The sequence below is a fragment of the Pelagibius sp. 7325 genome, assembly GCF_037652055.1.
Taxonomy (GTDB): domain Bacteria; phylum Pseudomonadota; class Alphaproteobacteria; order Kiloniellales; family Kiloniellaceae; genus Pelagibius.
Genome location: NZ_JBBKAH010000009.1, coordinates 248,969 through 270,993, shown reverse-complemented (window position 1 = coordinate 270,993; position 22,025 = coordinate 248,969). Strand labels below are relative to the sequence as shown.

Sequence of the window (22,025 nt, the reverse complement as noted above, 5' to 3'; positions counted from 1 at the left end):
GTGCAGGATGAAGATGCGGTCCATGGCGCGCGCCAGCACCGGGCTGATCTTGTACTCCTCGCAAGGGACCGAGAACATCATGTGCAGGAAGTTTTCGGCATAGCGCAGGTTGTTGCGCGGATAGACGAAGGGCTGGCCGACCGAATACTTGTAGGCCATGGCCGCGATGGTCGGCATCTTCGCGATCAGGCGGTGCGAGGCCACCATGCGCTGGTGCGGATCGTTGATGTCCGTGGAATCGTGATAGAAGGCCGACATCGCACCGACCACGCCGACCATGACGGCCATGGGGTGCGAATCGCGCCGGAATCCGCGGAAGAAGTTGTTCATCTGCTCATGCAGCATGGTGTGATAGGTGATTGATTTCTCGAACGCCGCCTTTTCCTTGGCGTCCGGCAGTTCACCGTGCAGCAGCAGATAGCAGACATCCATGAAGTCGCTGTGTTCGGCCAGGTCCTCGATCATGTAGCCGCGGTGCATCAGGATGCCGACGTCGCCGTCGATATAGGTGATGTTGGAATCGCAACTTGCCGTCGAAGTGAAGCCGGGGTCGTAGGTGAACATGCCCGTCTCGGCGTAGAGCTTGCTCACGTCGATGGCCTTCGGCCCGACGCTGCCGCTGAGGATAGGAAGTTCCAGGCTCTCGCCCGTGGAATTGTCCGTCAGGGTGACGGTGTTCCGTGTTCCGGTCGGCGATTTGGCGTCGTTCATGTTCCCATCCCTCAAGCTTGCTATGACCCGCGAAACTGCAGTCCATGTTGGGCGCGAGCATAGTGAATCGGCCCGATTCAATCAATTGCCGCGGCGCAACATAATCGGTCTGAATTTTTCCGCTAGGCGGCGGCACTCTGGTCGGCGATGCGGGCGAGGGACTCCTCGCGACCGAGCACCGCCATCACCTCGAATATACCCGGCGAGACGTTCGATCCGGTTAAGGCCGCCCGCAGCGGCTGGGCGGCATCGCCCAGCTTGCAGTTCTCGGATTCCGCGAAGCCCCGTACCGCCTCTTCGATGTCCGCCTCGCGCCAGTCGGGCAGCGCGGCGAGGGCGGCCTGCAACCCCGCCAGGCGCCGGCGCGCCTCGGGCGTCAGGATCTTCTCCGCCTTGGCACTCATCTCGAGCGGTCGATCGACCACATAAAACAGCGAATTCTCAGTCAGTTCTACCAGGTTCTTCGCGCGCGCCTTGAGGCCGTTCATGCCCTGCTGCAGGTGGCGGCGGGCTGTATCTGTCAGCGGCCGGCCAAGCTGCTTTTCCAGCCGCGGCACGACCTCTTCGACCAGGCGCTCGGAAGCCGCCTCGCGCAGGTAGTGGCCATTGAGGCTTTCCAGCTTCACGAAGTCGAACCGCGCGGCGGACTTGCCGACGGCATCGAGGTCGAACCATTCGATGGCCTGCTCGGTGGAGATCACCTCGTCGTCGCCGTGGCCCCAGCCGAGGCGCAGCAGGTAGTTGCGCAGCGCTTCCGGCAGGTAGCCCATGTCGCGGTAGGCATCGACGCCCAGGGCCCCGTGCCGCTTCGACAGCTTGGCGCCGTCGGGCCCGTGGATCAGCGGGATGTGCGCGAAGGCCGGCGTCTCCCAATCGAGCGCCCTGTAGAGCTGGTACTGGCGGAAGGTGTTGGTCAGGTGATCGTCGCCGCGGATCACGTGGGTGACGTCCATGTCGTGGTCGTCGACCACCACGGAGAGCATGTAGGTCGGCGTGCCGTCAGCACGCAACAGCACCATGTCGTCCAGCTGGTCGTTGCGCACCGTCACGGGGCCCTGCACGAGGTCCGCGATGGTGGTCTCGCCGTCCTGCGGCATCTTCAGGCGCACCACCGGATCGACGCCTGCCGGCGCCTCGGAAGCATCGCGGTCGCGCCAGCGCCCGTCGTAACGCATCGGCCGGCCCTCGGCGCGCGCGGTGGCGCGCATCTCTTCCAGCTCTTCCGGCGAGCAGTAGCAGTGATAGGCGCGGCCCTGCGCCAGCAGTCCGCGCGCCATGGCGGCATGCCGCTCGGCGCGGGAGAACTGGTGGACAATCTCGCCGTCGTGGTCGAGGCCGAGCCAGTCGAGCCCGTCGAGAATCGCGTCGATCGCCTCCTGGGTCGAGCGCTTGCGGTCGGTGTCCTCGATGCGCAGGCGGAAGGTGCCGCCGTGGTGTCTGGCGAACAGCCAGTTGAAAAGGGCCGTGCGGGCGCCGCCGATGTGCAGGAAGCCGGTCGGCGAAGGCGCAAAGCGCGTCACGACAGGGCGGGAGTCGGTGGTCATCGGGATATCGCTTGCTGGAGCGGCGGCCGGCAATCGGGCGCCAGGGAAACAGGGATGGCGGGGTTTACCACAGCCGGGGGAAGCTCGGCAAACCGGCGCTTGCGCTTCTTTTGCGCGTATCGGCGAGCGGCTACAATCGTCGCGGTTAAGCGGGACGGGCTGGGGGACGGGCGCGGTGGCGGCAGGCTTTGACGCGGCGGGCAGGGAAGCGGCGGCGCTGCCGGCACGAAGCCTGTCGCCGGGTCTGTTGCGGCTAGGCGATGCCCTGCTGGGCGAGCGCGACCGCTGGCCGCTGTGGCTGCCGGTGCTGCTCGGCCTCGGCGTCGCCGGCTACTTCTGGAGCCCGGCCGAGCCGCCGCTCTGGCTCGGCGCCGCCGCGGCACTGGGCTTCGCGGCCGCCGCCTTGCTGCTGCGGACCGCAGCGGGCGCGCGGCTGGCGGCTTTCGGCCTGCTCGCTGTGGCGCTCGGCTTCGGGGCCGCCCAGCTACGCGCGGAGCGGGTCGCCGCGCCGGTCCTGGAGCGTTCCTGGGGGCCGGCCGCGATGAGCGCCGAGGTCCTGGCCACCGAACCCCACGCGCGCGGTTGGCGGCTCTACCTGCGGCCGCTCGAGATGCCGGGCCTTGAGGCGGCGGCCGTCCCGGCACAGGTCCGCGTGACCGTCGCCGGCCTCGACGCGCCGCCGGTTCCGGGCAGCCGGGTCCGACTGCGCGCGGCGCTCAGGCCGCCCAGCCCGCCGGCCGCCCCCGGCGCCTTCGACTTCGCCCGCCAGGCGTGGTTCCAGGGCCTCGGCGGCATCGGCTTTGCCTACGGTGCGCCGACGCTCCTGCCGCACGTGGCGCAGGCCGGCACGGGCGGGCCGGCGGCCTGGCACCTGTGGTGGGCCGACCTGCGCCAGACGGTCGCCCAGCGCATTGCCGGCCGGCTCGACGGCGCGGCCGGGGCCGTCGCCGTCGCCCTGGTCACCGGCCAGCGCGGCGGCATCCCGGAGGCCGTGCAGGAGGACATGCGCAATGCCGGCCTCGCCCACCTGCTGGCGATCTCCGGCCTGCACATGGGCCTCGTCGCCGGGTTGCTGTTCTTCTTCCTGCGCGCGGGCCTCGCGCTGCTGCCCGGCGTCGCCCTGCGCTATCCGATCAAGAAGGCCGCCGCCGTGGCGGCCGCCGCCGGCGCCTTTGTCTACCTGAACCTGGTCGGCGCCAGCATCCCGGCCGAGCGGGCCTTCCTCATGGTCATGATCGTGCTTCTGGCCGTCCTGCTGGACCGGCGGGCGCTGTCGCTGCGTCTCGTCGCCTGCGCCGCGGCGGTGATCCTGCTGGTGGCGCCGGAGAGCCTGATGACTGCGAGCTTCCAGATGTCTTTCGCCGCCGTCACCGCGCTGATCGCGGCCTACGAGGCCTGGGAATGGCGCCGGCCGATGCGGGAGACGGCGCGCGGGCCGCTGGGGCGGCTGGCCGGCTACGTCGCCGGCGTCGCCGCGACCTCGGTGATCGCCATGCTGGCAACCGGCCCCTTCGCCGCCTTCCACTTCCACCGCCTGGCGCTCTACGGCCTGCCGGCGAACCTCCTCGCCGTGCCGCTGACCGCGTTCTGGATCATGCCCTGGGCGGTGCTGGCGGTACTGCTCATGCCGTTCGGGCTGGAGGGCTTGGCGCTTGCGCCCATGGGCTGGGGCATCGAGCTGCTGCTGACCGTTGCCGCCACCGTGTCCGGCTGGCCGGCGGCGGTGCTGCAGGTACCGCCGATGCCCGACTGGGGCCTCGGCCTCGCCGTGCTCGGCGGGCTGTGGCTCTGCCTCTGGCGCGGCCGCTGGCGCTGGGCGGCGCTGCCGGTGATTCTGGCCGGTGCGCTGAGCCCGCTCGCCTTCGACCCGCCAAGCCTGCTGGTCAGCGGCGACGCCCGCCAGGTCGCGCTGCGCGATCCGGAGGGCCGGCTCTGGGTGCCCTCCCAGCGCGGCAGCCGCTTCGTGCTGGAAACCTGGGAGCGCCAGGCCTTTGCGGCGGAGACCGTGACCTGGCCGAAGCTTGGCGAGGCGGCGGCAGGGCGCCTGAGTTGCGATCCGCTCGGCTGTCTTTATACGCAAGAAACGCTGCGCGTCGCCGTCCTGCAGGACCCGCGCGCGGCCGACGACGACTGCGGCCGGGCCGACGTGGTGATCAGCCTGGAACCGCTGCGCCGTCAGCCCTGCGCGGGACCGGCGGTGGTCATCGACCGCTTCGACCTCTGGCGCTACGGCGCCCATGCGGTGTGGCTGGAGGGCGGGGGGATCACCGTCCGCACAGTGGCGCGCCAGCAGGGCGCGCGGCCGTGGTCGCCGTTTCCGGCGCGGCGGCCCGAGTGGCTATCGGAAGACGAAGATCAGTAGCGGCGGAGCAGGCCGACGAGGCGTCCCTGGATGGTGACCCGCTCGGGTGGGAAGATGCGGGTTTCGTAGGCCTTGTTGGCCGGCTCCAGCGCCACGGCGCCGCCTTTGCGGCGCAGCCGCTTCAGGGTGGCTTCCTCGTTGTCGATCAGGGCCACCACGATGGCGCCGTTCTCGGCCGTCTCGCAGCGCTCGATGACCACGGTGTCGCCGTCCAGGATGCCGGCGTCGATCATCGAATCGCCGTCCACCTCCAGGGCATAGTGCTCGCCGGTCCCCATCAGGGCGGCGGGGACGTCGACGTAGTTGGAATAGTCGCGCAGCGCCTCGATCGGCGTGCCCGCGGCGATGCGCCCGTATAGCGGCAGCTGCAGGGCCTCGCTGTCGCCGCCGGCCTGGGCGCCGGGAATGGAGGAGGAAAAGCCGCCGCGGATCACCTTCGGCGCGAAACCGGTACGCGGCACCGCGGGCGCCGGCGCTTCCTCATGGGACTGGTTGGCCGCCTCGATATCATTGGGCAGGCGCATCACCTCGACGGCGCGGGCCCGGTGGGGCAGGCGGCGGATGAAGCCGCGCTCCTCCAGGCCGGTGATCAGCCGGTGGATGCCGGATTTGGACTTCAGGGCCAGCGCCTCCTTCATCTCGTCGAAGGAAGGAGAAACACCGTTCTTTTGCAGATGCTGATGAATGAAGAGCAGAAGCTCGTGCTGCTTTCTGGTGAGCATCGTTGCTGGACCCCCGGGTGTCGTCGTTCGTCACGAATGAGACACAAAATGTGGAACAAAACAAAAACCTTCCCTCGTGTTCTAGTTTAGTTCTCAAACAGCGTCAAGAGCTATGTCCGGAACCTGGCAGGGGTCGGGCCGCGCAAAAGGATAGCAAAAAAGGGCGGAAAACCGGGCGCAGGGGTCAGGTGTAGGGGGTCAGACGCCGGGCAGCAGCTGCTGCAGCGCCAGGACCTCGACCTGGTCGCCCTTGGCCGCGGCCGGGGCGTGGGGGGCCCGCACGATGAGGCCGTCGGCGGCGGCGAGGAGGGCCAGCATGGAGGAATCCTGGCGGCCATAGGGTGTCGCCGTGCGGCGCCCGTCGCCGTTCTTGGCGACAGTGGCGCGCAGGTAGTCCTGCCGGCGGTCGTTCTGCGGCAGGTCGGCGCCCAGCACCATCTGTTCCACCGGATGCGCCGGCACGTCGAGGCCGAGCAGGGCATTCAGCGCCGGGCGGGCGAAGAGCAGCGAGCAGACCACGGCGGAGACCGGGTTGCCCGGCAGGCCGATGACAGGGGTGCCGCCCAGCTGGCCGAACATCAGTGGCTTGCCCGGGCGCATGGCGATCTTCCAGAAGTCGAGCTGCATGCCCTGGCGCCCCAGCACCTTCTGCACCAGGTCGTGCTCGCCAACCGAGGCGCCGCCGGCGGTCAGCAGCAGGTCGGCACCCTTGGCGCCGGCGGCCAAGGCAACGAGGCTGTCTTCGCGGTCGGCGGCGATGCCGAGTTGCACCGGCTCGCCGCCGCAGGCGCGCACGAAGGCGGCGAGGGCAAGGCCGTTGGAGCTGACGATCTGGCTCGGGCCCAGCGGCTCGCCGGGCATCACCACCTCGTCGCCGGTGGCGAGGATGGCGACGCGCGGGCGCCGCCGCACCGCGACCCAGGGATGATTCATGGCGGCGATCAGACCGACGTCGCGCGCCGTCAGCAGGCGCCCGGCGCGCGGGCCCGGATCGCCCGCGGCGAAGTCGAGCCCGGCCGGGCGCACGTAGTTGCCCGGCCTGCAGGACTCCTTCACCGTGACCTTCTTGCCGTCCGGCCCGTCGGCGGCCTCGGTATCCTCCTGGATGACGATGGCATCGCTGCCCGGCGGCAGCGGCGCGCCGGTGAAGATGCGCACCGCCTGGCCCGGCGCGAGGGTGCCCTCGAAGAGGCCGCCGGCCGGCACCGCGCCGATGACGTCCAGGGTCGCCGGGACCTTCACGACGTCCGCGGCGCGCACGGCATAGCCGTCCATGGCGGAGACAGCGTGCGGCGGCTGGGTGACGCGGGCCGTCACGTCGGCGGCGAGCACGCGGCCGAAGGCCTCGGCGATGCTCACGGTCTCGGACGGCAGCGGCGCGAAGGACCCGACGATGCGCGCCAGCGCCTCGGCAACGGGAATCATCAGGGCGCCTCGAAGCTGCCGGACTTGCCGCCGGCCTTCCGGGTCAGACGCACCTCAGTGATGCGCATGCCGCGGTCGACCGCCTTGCACATGTCGTAGACGGTGAGCGCGGCCACGCTGACGGCGGTGAGCGCCTCCATCTCCACGCCGGTGCGGCCTTGCAGCTTGCAGGTGGCGGTGATGTCGACGGCGTTGCGCGCCTCGTCGAGGCTCAGATCGACCTTCACCGAGGTGAGCGCGAGAGGATGGCACAGCGGGATGAGGTCCGGCGTTCGCTTGGCGCCCATGATGCCGGCGAGGCGCGCGACCGAGAGGACGTCGCCCTTCTTCATGCCGCCGTCGCGGATCATCGCCATGGTTTGCGGTTGCATGATGACGGAGCCTCGGGCGGTGGCGCTGCGTTCGGTGACGTCCTTGTCGGAGACGTCGACCATTACCGCCTTACCCTCGGCATCAAAGTGGGTGAAGTCCGCCATGATGGGCTCCTAGGCCGCGCCATGCATACGACGGGCGGCCTTGCCTCCGACCAGCGCGGCGGTGGCGGCGGTGACGTCGTCCTGGCGCATCAGCGACTCGCCGATGAGGAAGGCGCGCGCTCCGGTCGCCGTCATGCGCGCGAGATCGTCAGGCGTGTGGAGACCGCTCTCGGCGACCAGCAAACGATCGCCGGGCACCCGCGGCGCCAGTTCTTCCGTGGTCGCCAGGTCGACCGCCAGGGTCTTCAGGTTGCGGTTGTTGATGCCGACCAGCGGTGACTTCAGCTTCAACGCCCGGTCCAGTTCTGCGCCGTCGTGCACCTCGACCAGCACGTCCATCCCGAGATCGAGGGCGGCGGCTTCCAGTTCGGCGGCTTGCGCATCTTCCAGCGCCGCCATGATGAGCAGGATGCAGTCGGCGCCCAGCGCGCGGCTTTCGACGATCTGGTAAGGATCCAGCATGAAGTCCTTGCGCAGGCAGGGCAGCGGCACCGCCGCGCGCGCCGCCACCAGGTAGGCGTCGGCGCCCTGGAAATAGGGGGCGTCGGTGAGCACCGAGAGGCAGGCGGCGCCGCCGGCGAGATAGGCCTGCGCGAGGCTGGGCGGATCGAAATCGGCGCGGATGAGGCCCTTGCTGGGCGAGGCCTTCTTGATCTCGCAGATAAGGGCGTTGGCGCCGCCGGCCGCCTTGGCCTCCAGCGCGGCGCGGAAGCCGCGCGGCGCCGAAGCGTCCTTCGCGCGGGTTTCCAGTTCCGTCAGCGAAACTTCGGCCTTCTTCGTCGCCACCCACTCGCGCTTGTCGGCGCAGATCTTTTTCAGCACGTCGTTTGTCGCCTTTGGACTCATGCCGGCACCTTGGCGTTGGAGATGGCGACGAGACGCTCCAGCACCTTCAGCGCGCGGCCGCTGTCGATGGCCTCCGCCGATAGGGCGGCACCGGCTTTCAGGTCGTCGACCTTGCCGGCGACGATGAGGGCGGCCGCGCTGCCCAGCAGCACGATGTCGCGGTAGGCGCTGTGCTGGCCTTCCAGCAGGGCACGCAGCGCCGCCGCATTGTGATCGCGGTCGCCGCCGACGATGTCGGCCAGCTTTGCCGTCGGCAAACCCGCGTCGGCGGGCGTCACCTCGAAGGTCGTGACCTTGCCGTCCTTCAGCTCGGCCACTTTCGTCGGCCCCAGGGTCGAGACCTCGTCCATGCCGCCGGCGCCGTGCACCACCCAGGCGCGCTCGTGGCCGAGGTCGCGCAGCACCTGGGCCAGGGGCTCGATCCACTCCGGCGCGAAGACGCCGATCAGCTGGCGCTTCACCCTGGCCGGATTGGAGAGCGGCCCCAGGAGATTGAAGATGGTGCGGGTGCCGAGCTCGACGCGGGCCGGGCCGACGTGGCGCATGGCGCTGTGGTGGCGCTGCGCCATCAGGAAGCAGGTGCCGGCCTCGGCCAGCGCCTTTTCGACCAGCGCGAAGTCGGCCTCGATGTTCACGCCCAGCGCCTCCAGCACGTCGCTGGCACCGCTCTTGGAAGAAGCCGCGCGGTTGCCGTGCTTGGCCACCGGCACGCCGCAGGCGGCGACCACGAACTGGCTGGCGGTGGAGATGTTGTAGCTGCCGGTGCTGTCGCCGCCCGTGCCGCAGATGTCGATGGCGCCGGCCGGGCCCTTGATGGTGGTCATCTTGGCGCGCATCACGGTGGCGGCGCCGGTGATCTCTTCCACCGTCTCGCCGCGTACCCTGAGCGCCATGAGAAAGCCGCCCATCTGCGCCGGCGTGGCGTCGCCCGACATCATGATGTCGAAGGCCTGCTCGGCCTCGGCGCGGCTCAGCGTGGCGCCGTTCGCGACCTTGCCGATCAGCCCCTTCAGCTCGGGCATGTCTGCGCTCATCCGCTGCCTCCTGCGCTCAGGCCGCCGCGGCCGGGTCGGCGAGCTTCAGGAAGTTGTGCAGCAGTGCCAGGCCATGCTCGGAGGCGATGCTCTCGGGATGGAACTGGACGCCGTGAATCGGCAGGGTCTTGTGCTGCAGGCCCATGATGACGCCGTCCTCGGCGGTCGCGGTGATCTCCAGCACGTCGCTGGGGAAGCTCGCCGGATCGATGGTCAGCGAGTGGTAGCGCGTCGCGGTCAGCGGCGAGGGCAGGCCGGCGAAGACGCCCTTGCCGTCGTGGGTCATCAGGCTGAGCTTGCCGTGCATCGGCTGCGGCGCGCGCACGATCCGGCCGCCGAAGTGCTGGCCGATGGCCTGGTGGCCGAGACAGACGCCGAACAGCGGCACCCGGCCGGCAGCCGCGGCGATGAGCTCCAGGCAGACGCCGGCGCGGTCCGGATCGCAGGGGCCCGGCGAGATGACGATGCCCTGAGGATTCAGCGCCAGCGCCTCCGCCGCGGTGATCTTGTCGTTGCGGCGCACCTCGACCTTCGCCCCCAACTCTCCCAGGAAATGGAAGAGGTTGTAGGTAAAGCTGTCGTAGTTGTCGATTAGCAGAAACATATCAGGTGCTTACGCCGCGCTTTTCGGCCTGGTTGTCGCCTCTTGTTGCTTCCTTATAGCAGGCCGGCGGGCGCGACGGAAAGGCACCAGATTGCCGTCCGGGCCAAGCTTGGGGCCGAGGCCGGCCCGGGGCTTGACCTTCCTGTTGCTGGAAAGTTCAATCTGAGTTCGAGCGACCGGCCATGAGGAGACCCACGATGAACATCGGAACCGCCGCCCGGCAGTCCGGCGTGCCGGCCAAGACCATCCGCTACTATGAGTCCGTCGGCCTCATCCAGCCGGCCGACCGCACCGCCGCCGGCTACCGGGTCTACGGCAGGGAGGACGTCGAGACCCTGCGCTTCGTGCAGCGCGCGCGCAGTCTCGGCTTCTCGGTCGAGGAGGTCGGCAGCCTGCTGACGCTGTGGCGCGACCGCAGCCGTTCCAGCGCCGAGGTGAAGGCCCTTGCGCGCCACCGCGTCGCCGACATCGACCGCAAGCTGAGCGAGTTGACGGAGATGCGCGACACCCTGATCCACCTGATGGAGCGCTGCCACGGCGATGCCCGGCCGGACTGCCCCATCCTCCAGGGCTTGGCTGGAAAAAGCCCGGAAAAGGTCGCTAAATCAGCCCACTAAAGGGCACGAGAAAGGCCCCGCTTCGTTAACCAAGCCATGCTAGGCTCCGCGCGCCATGACCAAGCGCGAGTCGCATAAGCCTGCTGGAATACGCCGCCGGCCGCGGGGCGAGGCCCTGTGGAATGCGGCGGCCATCGCCGGTCTGCTGGCGATCGGCTTGCTGCTGGGCGGTGTCGCCGGCGTCTACCTCGACCGCCAGGGCATTCTGGGTGCGCCGCCGCCGCAGATCGCCGAGCCCGCACCGGCAACCGCGCCGGTTCCCAGACCCGAGCCGCGGATCATGGCCGCGGGTCCGCAAGTCGACCGCGAGGCGCTGGAGGTCCAATACCACGAAGCCCTGCGCCAGCAGCAGGAGGCCACCGCTCTGCGCAATACCACGCCCAACGCCGAGAGTGGCTGGCAGGGCGATGGGCCGCTTGGTGGAGAATCGCAGACGACACTAGCGCCGTCCCTGGCACCGGCACCGGCCCTGGCGCCGGCACTGCCGGTGGTTCCCCACGACGGCCCGGCCCTCTGGCAGCAGAACGCCATCGCCGTGGCGCCCGCCGCCGGCAAGCCGATGATCGCCATCGTGCTGGACGACGTCGGCGTCAATCGCCGCGGGGCGCTGAACGCCATCGAGCTGCCGGCGCCGCTGACGCTCGCCTTCATGACCTACGCCGACGGCCTCGCGAAGATGACCGCCGAGGCCAGGGACCACGGCCACGAACTGATGCTTCACGTGCCCATGCAGCCGATGAGCGAGACGATGGACCCAGGCCCCAACGTGCTGCGCGACGACCTGCCGGCTGCCGAGTTGGTGCAGCGCCTCGGCTGGGGCCTTGCGCGGTTCGACGGCTACGTCGGCGTCAACAATCACATGGGCAGCCGCTTCACCGCCTCACCGGAAGGCATGGCCCTGGTGATGCGCGAGCTGAAGGCCCGCGGCCTCTTGTTCCTCGACTCGCTGACGGCAGGCAATTCGGTCGCGGGCGAGGCGGCGGCGCGCAGCGGCGTGCCCTACGCCGTGCGTGACGTCTTCCTGGACAACGAGCCCGATGACCTGGCGGCGATCCACCGCCAGCTGGCGATCCTGGAGCAGACCGCGCGCCAGCGCGGCTACGCCATCGGCATCGGCCATCCGCACGACGGCACGGTCACCGCGCTGCAGCAGTGGATCCCGGAGATGCGGGCGCGGGGCTTCGCCCTGGTGCCGATCTCCGCCATCGTGCGCCACCGCCAACAGCTGGCCGCGCAGCACATGGCCGGGGCCGGCTGAACCTAACCCTTGATCCGGTCTATCCCCGGCGGCGGCGCCGGCTCAGCCCGGCCAGGCCCAGCAGGCCGGCACCGAACAGCACCAGCGTCGCGGGCTCGGGCACGGCGGTGGCGGCGAGCGTGAACCGTACCAAGGCCTGATTCGAGATCACCGACGTGTTCTCGGAGAGACGAAGGGTGCCGGTTCCCCAGAAGTCACCGGAACCGGCGAAGTTCCCCGCGAGCCCGGTTTTCACAGTGCCGTCCGGCCAGAAACCGTAAGGGAGTTCCACGGTACAGTTCGCCACATAGGAACATCCTGCCGTGAGAGAGGGGAGGCTGTCGAAATTCCCCAAGCTGGAATCGAGCAGCACCTGTTGTATTAGCGCCCCGGCGGCAGCCGTAGCCGACGCAAAGTCGTTAAAGTCAAAATCCGACACAGAGTCACAGCCGGAAAAAACGGCGGCACAAGTACCGTCGACGAAACTCACGTCATAGAGCGTACCCAAAACATCGACGTTGTTTGCCCCGATTAGCTTTCCCTCGGAGATCAGTAAGATCGGCGCCGCCTGCGCCGGCGCGGGGGCAAAGGAGAGGGCACCGGCCCCGAACAGCAGGGCCATGGCCCACAAAACCAACTTCATCGACAACGTTCCTCAATAAAAACTGCAAATACCCACTGCGGGCCATTGATCTGGTTATGCATGTAGCAATTGCCGTGCCGAGGTCGAAAATCGGGGCGGTGCAACGATTTCGAGCCAGGGCGGGCCACGGAACGCGGAAAAAGTGTAAAGCCAAAGGATAAACAGTCCGGGCAGTTTTCAATCAAAAGACGATTTTTTAGAAGGCTGATCCCATGATTCCAATGACTTAACGGGGGCGGTGGGTTTCATGCCTGTAAGATATTTCGACTCAGGCTTGAGATCCGCGCGGCGGGCGGTGAGAGGACTGAGGGGCCGTTTGCCCCGACACCGGCGCGGGACGCCGATTTGCAGCGAATGCTGGGTGGCGCGACTACGCCGCAGCCTTGCTGTCGATGCGCAGGATCCAGAAATCTTCGCCGATCTGCTCATGCACCTCGGCGCCGAAGCGCCGGTAGAAATCGGGAATGTGCGTGGTGAGGTACACCGTGGGGCAGTCGAGCCGCGCAGCCTCCTGCAGCAGGCGACGGCCGAGGGCGGTGGCATGACCGCGCCGACGGAACGGCGGATCGACGTAGAGCGCCGCCAGCCAGGGCGTCAGCTGCGGACGCTCGGGGTAGTCGTCGACGATGAGGTTCGCCGTGCCAGCCGGCGTACCGCCGTCGAGCGCCAGCAGGGACAGCGGGATCCTGTCCGCGTCGCAGGCCTCGCCGAGGCGGCATTCGAAGAGGTCGGGATCGTAGCCGTCCTGGCCGAACCAGAAGGCCTCGTAGATCCAGTTGGCCACCACGGGACGATGCCCTGGGACCTCGAAGAGATGGCAGATCGTCCGGGTCATGGCGCTATTTTAAAACGACTTCGGCGGCGCTTGTGAAGCCCGAAGCCGCGGCCCGTTGGAACGCAAACAGGCGCCGCAAACTCAAAGAGGGGCCGCCTTGCGCCGGAAACTCAAAAGGGGCCGCCTTGCGGCGGCCCCTCCATGAGCTGGTCAGTCCAAGGCCCCGATAACGGGGTCCCGCTTCGAAGGTGTTACGAGTCGGAAGAAGGCTGCTCCATCAAACCCGTAAAACATCCAAGGCCTTGGGACTCCACCGAGATCTCATGAGACATTGGATCACCTCCTTTCAGCTGTTGAAACAGGATCTCAACTATCAACCCGATTCGCGGAAATCGCCAAGGGGTTTTGTCGAGTTCCCAAAACTGACTCCGATCGAGTTCTCAATTGGTTAATTTGCGCCGGAACGGCGGTCAGTTGCCGCGCCGCGCGGCGAAGCGCACGGCTTCCTCGGCGGCGCGCAGGATGGCGCGGGCCTTGTTCCAGCACTCCTGGTGCTCCGACTCCGGCTTTGAGTCGGCGACGATGCCGGCGCCGGCCTGGATGTACATGGTGCCGTCCTTGACCACGGCGGTGCGCAGCGCGATGCAGGTATCCATCGCGCCGCCAGCGCCGAAGTAGCCGACGCAGCCGCCGTAGATGCCGCGGCGTTCCGGCTCCAGTTCCTCGATGATCTCCATGGCGCGCACCTTCGGCGCACCGGACACGGTGCCCGCCGGGAAACCGGCGATAAGCGCGTCCATCGCATCCTTACCTTCGGCCAGCTTGCCTTCGACGTTGGAGACGATGTGCATGACGTGGCTGTAGAGCTCGATGACGTTCTTCTCGGTCACTTTCACGCTGCCGATCTCGGCGACGCGGCCGACGTCGTTGCGGCCCAGGTCGAGCAGCATGAGATGCTCGGCCAGCTCCTTCGGATCGGCCAGCAGATCCTCGGCCAGCGCGCGGTCCTCCGCCGCCGTGGCGCCGCGCGGCCGCGTGCCGGCGATCGGGCGGATGGTCACCATGCCGTCGCGCTGGCGCACCAGGATCTCGGGACTGGAGCCGACGATGGCGTGGGTGCCGAAGTCGACGAAGAAGAGAAAGGGCGAGGGGTTGAGCCGCCGCAGCGCGCGGTAAAGCGCAAAGGGCGGCAGCTTGAACGGCAGCGACAGGCGCTGCGACAGCACAACCTGGAAGATGTCGCCGGCCAGGATGTAGTCCTTGGCCTTGGCGACCATGGCGTGGAAGTCCTCGCGCGTCATGTTGGCGCTGGGATCCGGCAGTTCCTTCAGGTCGGCGATGACGTCGCGGCGCTGCGGCAGGGCGCGCTCGAAATCCTGCGCCACGTCGGCAAGACGCTCGCAGGCTTGCGCATAGGCCGCACGCGGCGAGACGTCGCTGCGCGGCCACACCGGCGTGAAGACGGTGACGAGATCCTCGACGCGGTCGAACACGGCGACCACCGTCGGGCGCAGGAAGAGGCCGTCGGGCACGTCGATGACGACGGGGTTTTCCTCCGGCAGCTTTTCCATCAGGCGCACGGTGTCGTAGCCCATGTAGCCGAGCAGGCAGGAGGCCATCGGCGGCAGGCCTTCGGGCAGCTCGAAGCGGCACTCCTCGATCAGCGCGCGCAGGCTGTCCAGCACCGGCGCCTCGATCGGCTCGAAGCTGTCGGCGTCGAAGCGTGCCTTGCGGTTGATCTCCGCCTTGTCGCCGTGGCAGCGCCAGATCAGGTCGGGGCGCATGCCGAGAAAGGAATAGCGCCCGATGATCGAACCGCCTTCGACGGACTCGAAGAGGAAGGCATTGGGCTTGCCCTCGGCCAGCTTCAGGAAGGCCGAGACCGGCGTTTCCAGGTCGGCGATCAGCGCGGTGTGCACAACCTGGGCGCGGCCAGCATTGTAGGCCGCCTCGAAGGCGTCAAACTCGGGGACGCTCTGCATGGGGCCTCAGAAGCTCGTCAGGGTCTCGTTGACGAGACGCTGGTTGATGGTCACCGCGAACTCCGACTGCAGCGCGTTGAGGAACTGCTCGAAGACATCGTTCTGCAGCGATGCGGTCAGCTCATCCTGCAGCGATGCAAGCCGCGCTTCGCGGTTCTCGCTCGCCGGCTCCATCACCTGCTTCAGCCTGGCGACAATCTGGCCGTTGCCGGTGGCCACGGTGGTCACTTCGCCCTCGGCGATCTCGAAGAGCTGCTGCGAGAGCTGGGGCGAGGGGGTGCGCTGCGGATCGTTCTCGAAGCGCGTCACCGGCGCCGTCTCGGCGACGTTCAATCCTTCGGCCGCGGCGACCTCCGCCAGGTCTGCGCCGCCCCTCAGCCGTTCGGCCAGGGCTTCGGCCTTCTCCGCGGCAAGGCGTGACTGCTCGCCGGCGCGCCACATCTCGACCACCTGGTCGCGCACCTCCGCCAGCGGCTTCTTCTCCGCCGGGGTTTCGCCGTCGACCCGCAAAATGAAATAGTCGCCGTCCAGGGTTTCGGTCAGGGTGCTGGTCTCGCCGACGGCGGTGCGGTTCAGCACCGGCAGGAAGCCGTTGAGCGACGGCAGGCCCTCGATAACGTCTCCGCCGGGGCCGCGGGCCCGGTTGTCGATCGCGGGAATCTCGCGCGCGTCCTGGTTCAGGCGCTGAGCGGCCTCCTCGATGGAAGCGCCGCCGGCCAGCATTTCGTCGAACTGGTTGGCAAGGTCGATGACGATATCAACGGCCGCCGATTGCGCCAGCTGCTGGCGCAGCTGCTCCCGGCTGCCCTCCAGGGTCGCTTCCGAGCCGGGTTCGATGGCCCTGACCAGCGCGACGTGCCAGCCGAACGAGGTCTGGATCGGCGCGCTGGGCGTGCCTTCGTCGAGCGCAAAAATCGCGGCGCCGAGTTCTTCCGGCAGGTCGTCCTGCGTTACCGTGCCGAGGTCGACCGGCGGCCGGCCCGTCGCCTCTTCGACGGCGGCGGCGAAGTCGCCCGGCGCCGTGATCTTTTCCACGAGGGCGCGGGTGGCCGCCTCATCGGGCAGCACCGCCTGGACGACGTGGCGACGCTCCGGCCGGGACAGCGCCGCCTTTCGGTTCTCGAAGGCTTCGGCGATGCGCTCGTCGGAGATGGCGATGTTCTGCGCCGCCTCGGCAACGCTCAGCACCACCAGGGTGATCTGCTTGAAGGCGGGCGTCATCAGGGCGCTGCCGGCGTCGTCGTAGGTCGCCTGCAAGGCTGCCTCATCCGGCTCGCCGAGGTCGGTGAAGCTGTTGTTGGCGACCGTCACATAGTCGGCCACGCGGCGCTCCTCGCGATAGGTGAAGAGCCGTTGGGCGAGGCTCTCGGGTGCCGCCGCCGCGCCGGTGACGGCATCGACGAGCTGCTGGCGCTTGATGTCGTCGCCGAGCTGAGCCAGGAAGGTCGGCTCGCTCATGCGCGCGTTCTGCAGCACCATGTTGAAGCGGTTCACATCGAACCGGCCGTTGGCGCCCTGGAAAGCCGGGTTCTCCAGGATCTGCTTGCGCATCTGCTCTTCGGTCACCAGCAGGCCCATGCGCGAGGACAGCTCGTCCAGCAAGGCGCGGGTGATCATCCGCTCCAGCACCTGCTGGGGAATGCCGAAAGCGCGCGCCTGGTCCATGGTGAGCTGGACGCCGAGGCGTCGGCTCATCGTGTTCATCTCGACGGAAAGTTCGCGCGCGAAAGCGGCCTGGTCGATCGTGGTGTCGCCGATCTCGGCGACCGACTGCATCTGGCCGGTGCTGCGGAAGATGTCCCCGATGCCCCAGACGGCGAAGCTCAGGATCAGCAGGCTGAACAGGACGACCGTGACGATCTTCGCGACGATGTTGCGGGGCTTCATGGCTACCAGACTGTTTCGCTAGGGTTGGCCGGCGGCGCCGGGCGAGGGGCGCGGCAGTGTAGAAAGGCGTCCAGGCCCGGGCAACAAGCAATTCCGCCTAATTTTGCCGGTTTTAGAGTGGCGGCGCAGGGCGCCAGGCGGCCGCAGCCTGCCCCATGGCCTTGCAGGAAACCCTATGCTAGGTAGGCGCGCAACGGACAGCGCCCGGGCATGTTGCCGGCGGGCCGCGTCCGGCGGGCAGCGTAAGGAGAAGCCGCGGATGAGAGCCTTGATTGCCGGCAACTGGAAAATGAACGGCCTGGGCGAGGACGCCAAGGCCCTGGCCGAGGGCCTGAAAGGGCTGGCCGAAGGCGGCCAGCCGGCCTGCGACCTGCTGGTCTGCCCGCCGTTTCCCTATCTGGGGCTGGTCGCCCAGACGCTTGCGGGAAGCCGCATTGCCGTCGGCGGGCAGGACTGCCACGGCGCCACCTCGGGCGCCCATACCGGCGACACTGCCGCGCCCATGCTGCGCGACATCGGCTGCACCTATGTCATCGTCGGCCACTCCGAGCGCCGCGCCGACCACGGCGAGACTGACGCCCAGGTGCGCGCCAAGGCGGAAGTGGCGCTGGCCGCCGGGCTGGTGCCGATCGTCTGTGTCGGCGAGACGGAGAAGGAACGCAATGCCGAACAGACCCTGGCGGTGATCGCCCGCCAGGTGAAAGGCTCGGTGCCGGCGGGCATGGAGGCCGGCCGCCTGGTGGTGGCCTACGAGCCGGTCTGGGCCATCGGTACCGGCCGCACGGCGACCCCGGCCGACGTCGTCCAGGTCCATGCGGAGATCCGCCGCCTGCTGGTCGGCCTGGTTGGCGAGGGCTCGGAAAAAGTGCGCATTCTCTATGGCGGCTCGGTGAAGCCGGACAACGCGCGGGAACTGCTGTCGCAAGCCAACGTCGACGGCGCCCTGGTCGGCGGGGCCAGCCTGGACGCGGAGTCCTTCTGGGCCATCGCCGAAAGCGCCTGAACCGCCGCCGCCGTGCCCTTGGCGAAGCAATTGTGGCCGTTTCCGGGGTCTTTTCTCTGGTCTTTCCGGGCCGGAGCCATTACATAGCCCGGCAATGCCGCCCGGGGGCAACCCCGGGGCGGCCCCCGGGCGGCACGCCGGGCCTCGAGCCCGGGAATCAAGCTAGATAGCGGGTATCATGACAACAGTCCTCTTGGTCATTCACATCCTTCTGGCGCTCGCCCTGATCGGCGTCGTCCTGCTGCAGCGGAGCGAGGGCGGCGGCCTTGGCATCGGCGGTGGCGGGGGCGCTGGTGGCGGCGGCGGGATGGGCGGCTTCCTGACCGGACGCGGCACCGCCAATCTGCTGACCCGCACCACGGCGATCCTGGCGGCCGGCTTCATGGTCACCAGCATCAGCCTGACCTTGCTGGCTGGCGGCGGCGAGCCGCGCTCCATCATCGATCGCCTGCCGGGCGAGGCGTCGAGCCCGACAGAGCCCGCGCCGCAGCCGGCGGCACCGAGCGAACCCTCCGTCCCGACCCAGTGATCGGGGCACGGCCCCTGGCGGCGGGCGGGGCGAATCGGGCAGGCCGGGCGCGGCGATTCGCGCGCCTCGCGTCCGAGCGGCCGGCCTCGCGCGCGCCGGCGGCATCATCTGGCAGAATACTTTTCCGAGGCTTTCAGCCGACTTTCTTCGGGCGGCTGAGCGGTCACGATTTACCCACCGCCGCAAGGCTTGCTTCACCCCTCAAACTCGTTCAATAGTTTTCTCCCATGGCGCGGTTCATTTTCATCACCGGCGGCGTGGTTTCCTCCCTCGGCAAAGGTCTCTGCGCAGCGGCGCTCGGTTCGCTGCTGCAGGCCCGCGGGTTCAAGGTCCGGCTGCGTAAGCTCGACCCCTACCTGAACGTCGATCCGGGGACCATGTCGCCCTATCAGCACGGCGAGGTCTACGTCACCGATGACGGTGCCGAGACCGACCTGGATCTCGGTCACTACGAACGCTTCACCGCCGTGCCCGCACGCAAGAGCGACAACGTGACCACGGGGCAGATCTATTCGCAGGTCCTGACGCGCGAGCGGCGCGGCGACTACCTGGGCGCAACGGTCCAGGTGATCCCGCACGTGACCGATGCCATCAAGGCCTTCGTCCGCGCGGACCTCACCGACGAGGACTTCGTGATCTGCGAGATCGGCGGCACCGTCGGCGACATCGAAGGCCTGCCGTTCCTGGAGGCGATCCGCCAGCTCGGCAACGAGCTGGGACGCGAGCGCAGCCTGTTCCTGCACGTGACCCTGATCCCCTTCATCGCGGCGGCCGGCGAACTGAAGACCAAGCCGACGCAGCACTCGGTGAAGGAGCTGCAGTCGGTCGGCATCAAGCCGGACATCCTGGTGTGCCGTGCCGAGCGCGAGATTCCCAGGGACGACCGCCGCAAGATCGCGCTGTTCTGCAACGTGCGCGAAGAGGCGGTCATTTCCGCGCTCGACGTGAAGTCGATCTACGCGGTGCCGCGCGCCTACCACGAGGAAGGCCTCGACGACGAGGTCTGCCGCCACTTCCAGCTCGACGCACCGCAGCCGGACCTCGCCAACTGGGACTACGTGACCGGCCGCATCAACGAGCCGGACGGCGAGGTCACCATCGGCGTGATCGGCAAATACGTCAGCCTGCTCGACGCCTACAAGTCGCTGGCCGAGTCGCTGACCCACGGCGGCATCGCCAACAACGTGCGGGTCAAGGTGTCCTGGCTGGATTCCGAGATCTTCGAGAGCGAGGGCACCCTGCAGCAGCTGGAAGGCGTGCACGGCATCCTGGTGCCGGGCGGCTTCGGCGAGCGCGGCGCGGAGGGCAAGATCGCCGCCGCGCGCTTCGCCCGCGAGCGGCAGATCCCCTATTTCGGCATCTGCTTCGGCATGCAGATGGCAGTGATCGAGGCGGCGCGCCACCTGGCCGGCCTGCCGCAGGCGGGCTCCACCGAGTTCGGCTCGCCGGGCGACCCGGTGGTCGGCCTGATGACCGAGTGGTCCCGCGGCAATGAGGTCGAGCGCCGCAACATGGAGAGCGACCTGGGCGGCACCATGCGCCTGGGCGCTTATCCCTGCCTCCTCAAGGAAGGCACCAGGGTGCGCGAGATCTACGGCAGCGATGCGATCAGCGAACGCCACCGCCATCGCTACGAGGTGAACATCAACTACCGCGAGACGCTGGAGAAGGCGGGCCTGCTGTTTTCCGGCCTGTCGCCCGACGGCGAGCTGCCGGAGATCGTAGAGATCCCCTCGCACCCCTGGTTCGTCGGCGTGCAGTTCCACCCGGAGCTGAAGTCCAAGCCGCACGACCCGCACCCGCTGTTCACGTCCTTCGTGGCGGCCGCGGTGGAGCAGTCGCGCCTGGTCTGAGCCTCGCTCTACGAAGAACGAAAAGGCCCCGCCGAAGCGCGGGGCCTTTCTTCTTTTGGAGGCAGGCGGGACTTGCTCAGGCGGCCGCTTGCTGCAGGGCGAGGTTCAACTGATCTCCGGCCTGGCCAATGGAGGCCGCGCGCGCTTCGTCGCCGAAGGCGAGCTTCTCCGCCCGCACGAAGGTCACGTCGGTGATGCCGATGAAGCCGAGCAGCGTGCGCAGGTGCGGCTCCTGCGCGTCCAGCGCCTGCGCCGGCCCTTCGCTGTAGAGCCCGCCGCGGGTCAGCACGACGACCGCGCGCTTGCCCTCCAGCAGACCCTGGGGGCCGGCCTCGGTATAGCGGAAGGTAACGCCGGCGCGCAGCACATGGTCGAACCAGGCTTTCAGGGTCGAGGGAATGCCGAAGTTGTACATCGGCGCGCCGATGACCACGGTGTCGGCCGCCTGCAGTTCGGCAACCAGCGTGTCGGAGAGCTTGCGGGCGGCGGCCTGCACCGCGTTTCCGGGCTCGGCGCGGAGCGCCGCCACACCATCGGCCGTCAAGTGCGGCACGGGATTGCTTCCCAGGTCGCGCTCCACCGTTTGCAGTCCCGGATCATGGCGGCGCAGCGCCGCGACCGCCTCATGGACGAGTTGGTTGGAAACCGATGCGGCGCCGCTGGCGCTGCTGGTGACGATAAGGACCTTGGACATGAGCGGTGCGCTCCTTGAGGGCGATTGCACGGGAGATCCCGTAAGGGATCGCGTTTCGATCCTCAGAATTAGTGATGCTGAAATTGCATCACAATGCGCCTAAACTGCACCAATATGTTGCTGATATAGGAACACCTGGATGAACGAGTTCGACAGTCTGAAGCTGTTCGTCACCGTGATAGAGAGCGGCGGTTTCAACCGCGCGGCCAAGCGGCTGGGAATCTCGAAATCCATCGTCAGCCGCCGGATCGCCCAGATTGAGGCCGACCTCGGTGCCCGCCTGCTGAGCCGCACCACGCGCGGCATCAGCCCGACCGACGCCGGCATGGAATTCAAGGAGCGGGCCGAACGGATCCTGGCGGACTACGAGGAAGCGCGGGAAGCCGTCGCGCAACGCGGCGGCGAGGTGGTCGGCCTGCTTCGGCTGTCAGTGCCCCTGTCCTTCGGCGTCCGCCACGTCGCCCCGATCCTGGCCGCGCTGGCGGCCCGCCACCCGCGTCTGGAGCTGGACGTCTCCTACAGCGACCGCATCGTCGACATCATGGGGGAGCGCTTCGATGCCGCCATCCGGATCGGTCGGCTGGAGGACTCGGCCTTGATCGCCCGCCAGCTCGCGCAGACCCGCGCGGTCGTGGTGGCCAGTCCCGACTACCTGGCACGGCACGGAACCCCGGCGGTGCCTGCCGATCTCTCAGGGCATGACTGCCTGATCTACACCGGCAGCCGCCAGTCCGACTGGTTGTTCCAATCGGGCAAACGGACCGTGTCAGTACGCCCCAAAGGTCGCCTGCGGTCCGACAGCGGCGAGGCCATCCTGCAATGGGCCACCGCGGGGCTGGGGGTCGCGATGGTGCCGACCTTCCTGCTGTCCGGCGAGTTCGAGCAGGGCCGTCTGGTGCCCCTGCTGCTCGACCACCCTGCGCCGGAACTCGGCATTTTCGTGGTCCGGCCGCCCGGCGCCTACGTGCCGGGCAAGGTGCGCGTCCTCGTCGACACGCTGGCCGAACACTTCAGCGGCCCGCCGAGATGGGATCCCTGCATGATGAAGGTCGCCGGCGCGGATGGCGCCGGGCGGTGAAAC

Annotated in this window: 20 protein-coding genes; 7 read left to right on the top strand and 13 right to left on the bottom strand. The window is 68.4% G+C overall.

The window, feature by feature from the left end; all coding sequences use genetic code 11:
• Window positions 1–711 (bottom strand): citrate/2-methylcitrate synthase (locus tag WDC82_RS19665; protein WP_340119095.1); only part of this gene is annotated, 711 nt, incomplete at its 3' end.
• Window positions 712–833: 122 nt separating this feature from the next.
• On the bottom strand, window positions 834–2,255 hold the full coding sequence (gene gltX / locus WDC82_RS19660; protein WP_340119094.1) for a glutamate--tRNA ligase: 1,422 nt from the start codon (window positions 2,253–2,255) through the stop codon (window positions 834–836).
• Window positions 2,256–2,430: 175 nt separating this feature from the next.
• Here gltX and WDC82_RS19655 point away from each other — a divergent pair, with 175 nt between their 5' ends.
• Window positions 2,431–4,617, top strand: coding sequence for a ComEC/Rec2 family competence protein (locus WDC82_RS19655; RefSeq protein WP_340119093.1), 2,187 nt, complete (start codon window positions 2,431–2,433; stop codon window positions 4,615–4,617).
• On the opposite strand, the gene lexA is transcribed toward WDC82_RS19655, so the two are convergent.
• The 6 genes from lexA to WDC82_RS19625 form a co-directional block, all read right to left on the bottom strand.
• A complete protein-coding gene (gene lexA, locus WDC82_RS19650; RefSeq protein WP_340119092.1) occupies window positions 4,611–5,339 on the bottom strand; it encodes a transcriptional repressor LexA in 729 nt (242 codons plus the stop codon). The two genes, WDC82_RS19655 and lexA, sit on opposite strands and share 7 nt — an antisense overlap.
• Before the next feature lie 198 nt (window positions 5,340–5,537).
• Complete coding sequence (gene glp, locus WDC82_RS19645) at window positions 5,538–6,764, bottom strand: gephyrin-like molybdotransferase Glp (protein ID WP_340119091.1); 1,227 nt, start codon at window positions 6,762–6,764, stop codon at window positions 5,538–5,540.
• Entirely contained in the window at window positions 6,764–7,240 is a 477-nt protein-coding gene (moaC, locus tag WDC82_RS19640) for a cyclic pyranopterin monophosphate synthase MoaC (protein ID WP_340119090.1), read from the bottom strand. Before moaC ends, glp begins: the two co-directional genes overlap by 1 nt.
• A gap of 9 nt (window positions 7,241–7,249) precedes the next feature.
• Window positions 7,250–8,086, bottom strand: a complete 837-nt coding sequence (gene trpC / locus WDC82_RS19635; protein WP_340119089.1) for an indole-3-glycerol phosphate synthase TrpC — start codon at window positions 8,084–8,086, stop codon at window positions 7,250–7,252.
• Window positions 8,083–9,120 carry an anthranilate phosphoribosyltransferase gene (gene trpD / locus WDC82_RS19630; RefSeq protein ID WP_340119088.1) on the bottom strand — a complete coding sequence of 346 codons (1,038 nt, stop codon included), beginning with the start codon at window positions 9,118–9,120 and terminating at the stop codon, window positions 8,083–8,085. The genes trpC and trpD overlap by 4 nt, the downstream gene beginning before the upstream one ends.
• A gap of 16 nt (window positions 9,121–9,136) precedes the next feature.
• Window positions 9,137–9,724: an aminodeoxychorismate/anthranilate synthase component II gene (locus WDC82_RS19625; protein ID WP_340119087.1), complete on the bottom strand. Its 588-nt coding sequence runs from the start codon at window positions 9,722–9,724 to the stop codon at window positions 9,137–9,139.
• 197 nt (window positions 9,725–9,921) lie between these two features.
• Here WDC82_RS19625 and cueR point away from each other — a divergent pair, with 197 nt between their 5' ends.
• Both cueR and WDC82_RS19615 read left to right on the top strand, forming a co-directional pair.
• On the top strand, window positions 9,922–10,341 hold the full coding sequence (gene cueR, locus WDC82_RS19620; RefSeq protein ID WP_340119086.1) for a Cu(I)-responsive transcriptional regulator: 420 nt from the start codon (window positions 9,922–9,924) through the stop codon (window positions 10,339–10,341).
• Window positions 10,342–10,396: 55 nt separating this feature from the next.
• Window positions 10,397–11,599 (top strand): divergent polysaccharide deacetylase family protein, encoded by a 1,203-nt coding sequence (locus WDC82_RS19615; protein ID WP_340119085.1) that lies wholly within the window; start codon window positions 10,397–10,399, stop codon window positions 11,597–11,599.
• A 19-nt stretch (window positions 11,600–11,618) separates the two neighbouring features.
• Here the strand turns inward: WDC82_RS19615 and WDC82_RS19610 are convergent, their stop codons facing one another.
• The 4 genes from WDC82_RS19610 to WDC82_RS19595 all read right to left on the bottom strand — a co-directional run bounded on the left by WDC82_RS19610 (window position 11,619) and on the right by WDC82_RS19595 (window position 16,865).
• Window positions 11,619–12,221 carry a PEP-CTERM sorting domain-containing protein gene (locus WDC82_RS19610; protein WP_340119084.1) on the bottom strand — a complete coding sequence of 201 codons (603 nt, stop codon included), beginning with the start codon at window positions 12,219–12,221 and terminating at the stop codon, window positions 11,619–11,621.
• Between the two features lie 370 nt (window positions 12,222–12,591).
• Window positions 12,592–13,056, bottom strand: a complete 465-nt coding sequence (locus tag WDC82_RS19605; RefSeq protein ID WP_340119083.1) for a GNAT family N-acetyltransferase — start codon at window positions 13,054–13,056, stop codon at window positions 12,592–12,594.
• Window positions 13,057–13,466: 410 nt separating this feature from the next.
• Window positions 13,467–14,978, bottom strand: a complete 1,512-nt coding sequence (trpE, locus tag WDC82_RS19600; RefSeq protein WP_340119082.1) for an anthranilate synthase component I — start codon at window positions 14,976–14,978, stop codon at window positions 13,467–13,469.
• A gap of 6 nt (window positions 14,979–14,984) precedes the next feature.
• Entirely contained in the window at window positions 14,985–16,865 is a 1,881-nt protein-coding gene (locus WDC82_RS19595; RefSeq protein WP_340119081.1) for a SurA N-terminal domain-containing protein, read from the bottom strand.
• Window positions 16,866–17,124: 259 nt separating this feature from the next.
• Here WDC82_RS19595 and tpiA point away from each other — a divergent pair, with 259 nt between their 5' ends.
• The 3 genes from tpiA to WDC82_RS19580 all read left to right on the top strand — a co-directional run bounded on the left by tpiA (window position 17,125) and on the right by WDC82_RS19580 (window position 20,250).
• Window positions 17,125–17,868: a triose-phosphate isomerase gene (tpiA, locus tag WDC82_RS19590; RefSeq protein WP_340119080.1), complete on the top strand. Its 744-nt coding sequence runs from the start codon at window positions 17,125–17,127 to the stop codon at window positions 17,866–17,868.
• 178 nt (window positions 17,869–18,046) lie between these two features.
• Entirely contained in the window at window positions 18,047–18,397 is a 351-nt protein-coding gene (secG, locus tag WDC82_RS19585) for a preprotein translocase subunit SecG (RefSeq protein ID WP_340119079.1), read from the top strand.
• A 227-nt stretch (window positions 18,398–18,624) separates the two neighbouring features.
• Window positions 18,625–20,250 (top strand): CTP synthase, encoded by a 1,626-nt coding sequence (locus WDC82_RS19580; protein ID WP_340119078.1) that lies wholly within the window; start codon window positions 18,625–18,627, stop codon window positions 20,248–20,250.
• Between the two features lie 76 nt (window positions 20,251–20,326).
• Here WDC82_RS19580 and WDC82_RS19575 read toward each other — a convergent pair whose 3' ends face one another.
• Window positions 20,327–20,944 (bottom strand): NAD(P)H-dependent oxidoreductase, encoded by a 618-nt coding sequence (locus tag WDC82_RS19575; RefSeq protein WP_340119077.1) that lies wholly within the window; start codon window positions 20,942–20,944, stop codon window positions 20,327–20,329.
• 139 nt (window positions 20,945–21,083) lie between these two features.
• On the opposite strand from WDC82_RS19575, the gene WDC82_RS19570 reads away from it, so the two are divergent.
• Window positions 21,084–22,022: a LysR family transcriptional regulator gene (locus tag WDC82_RS19570; protein WP_340119076.1), complete on the top strand. Its 939-nt coding sequence runs from the start codon at window positions 21,084–21,086 to the stop codon at window positions 22,020–22,022.
• Window positions 22,023–22,025 lie beyond the last annotated feature (3 nt).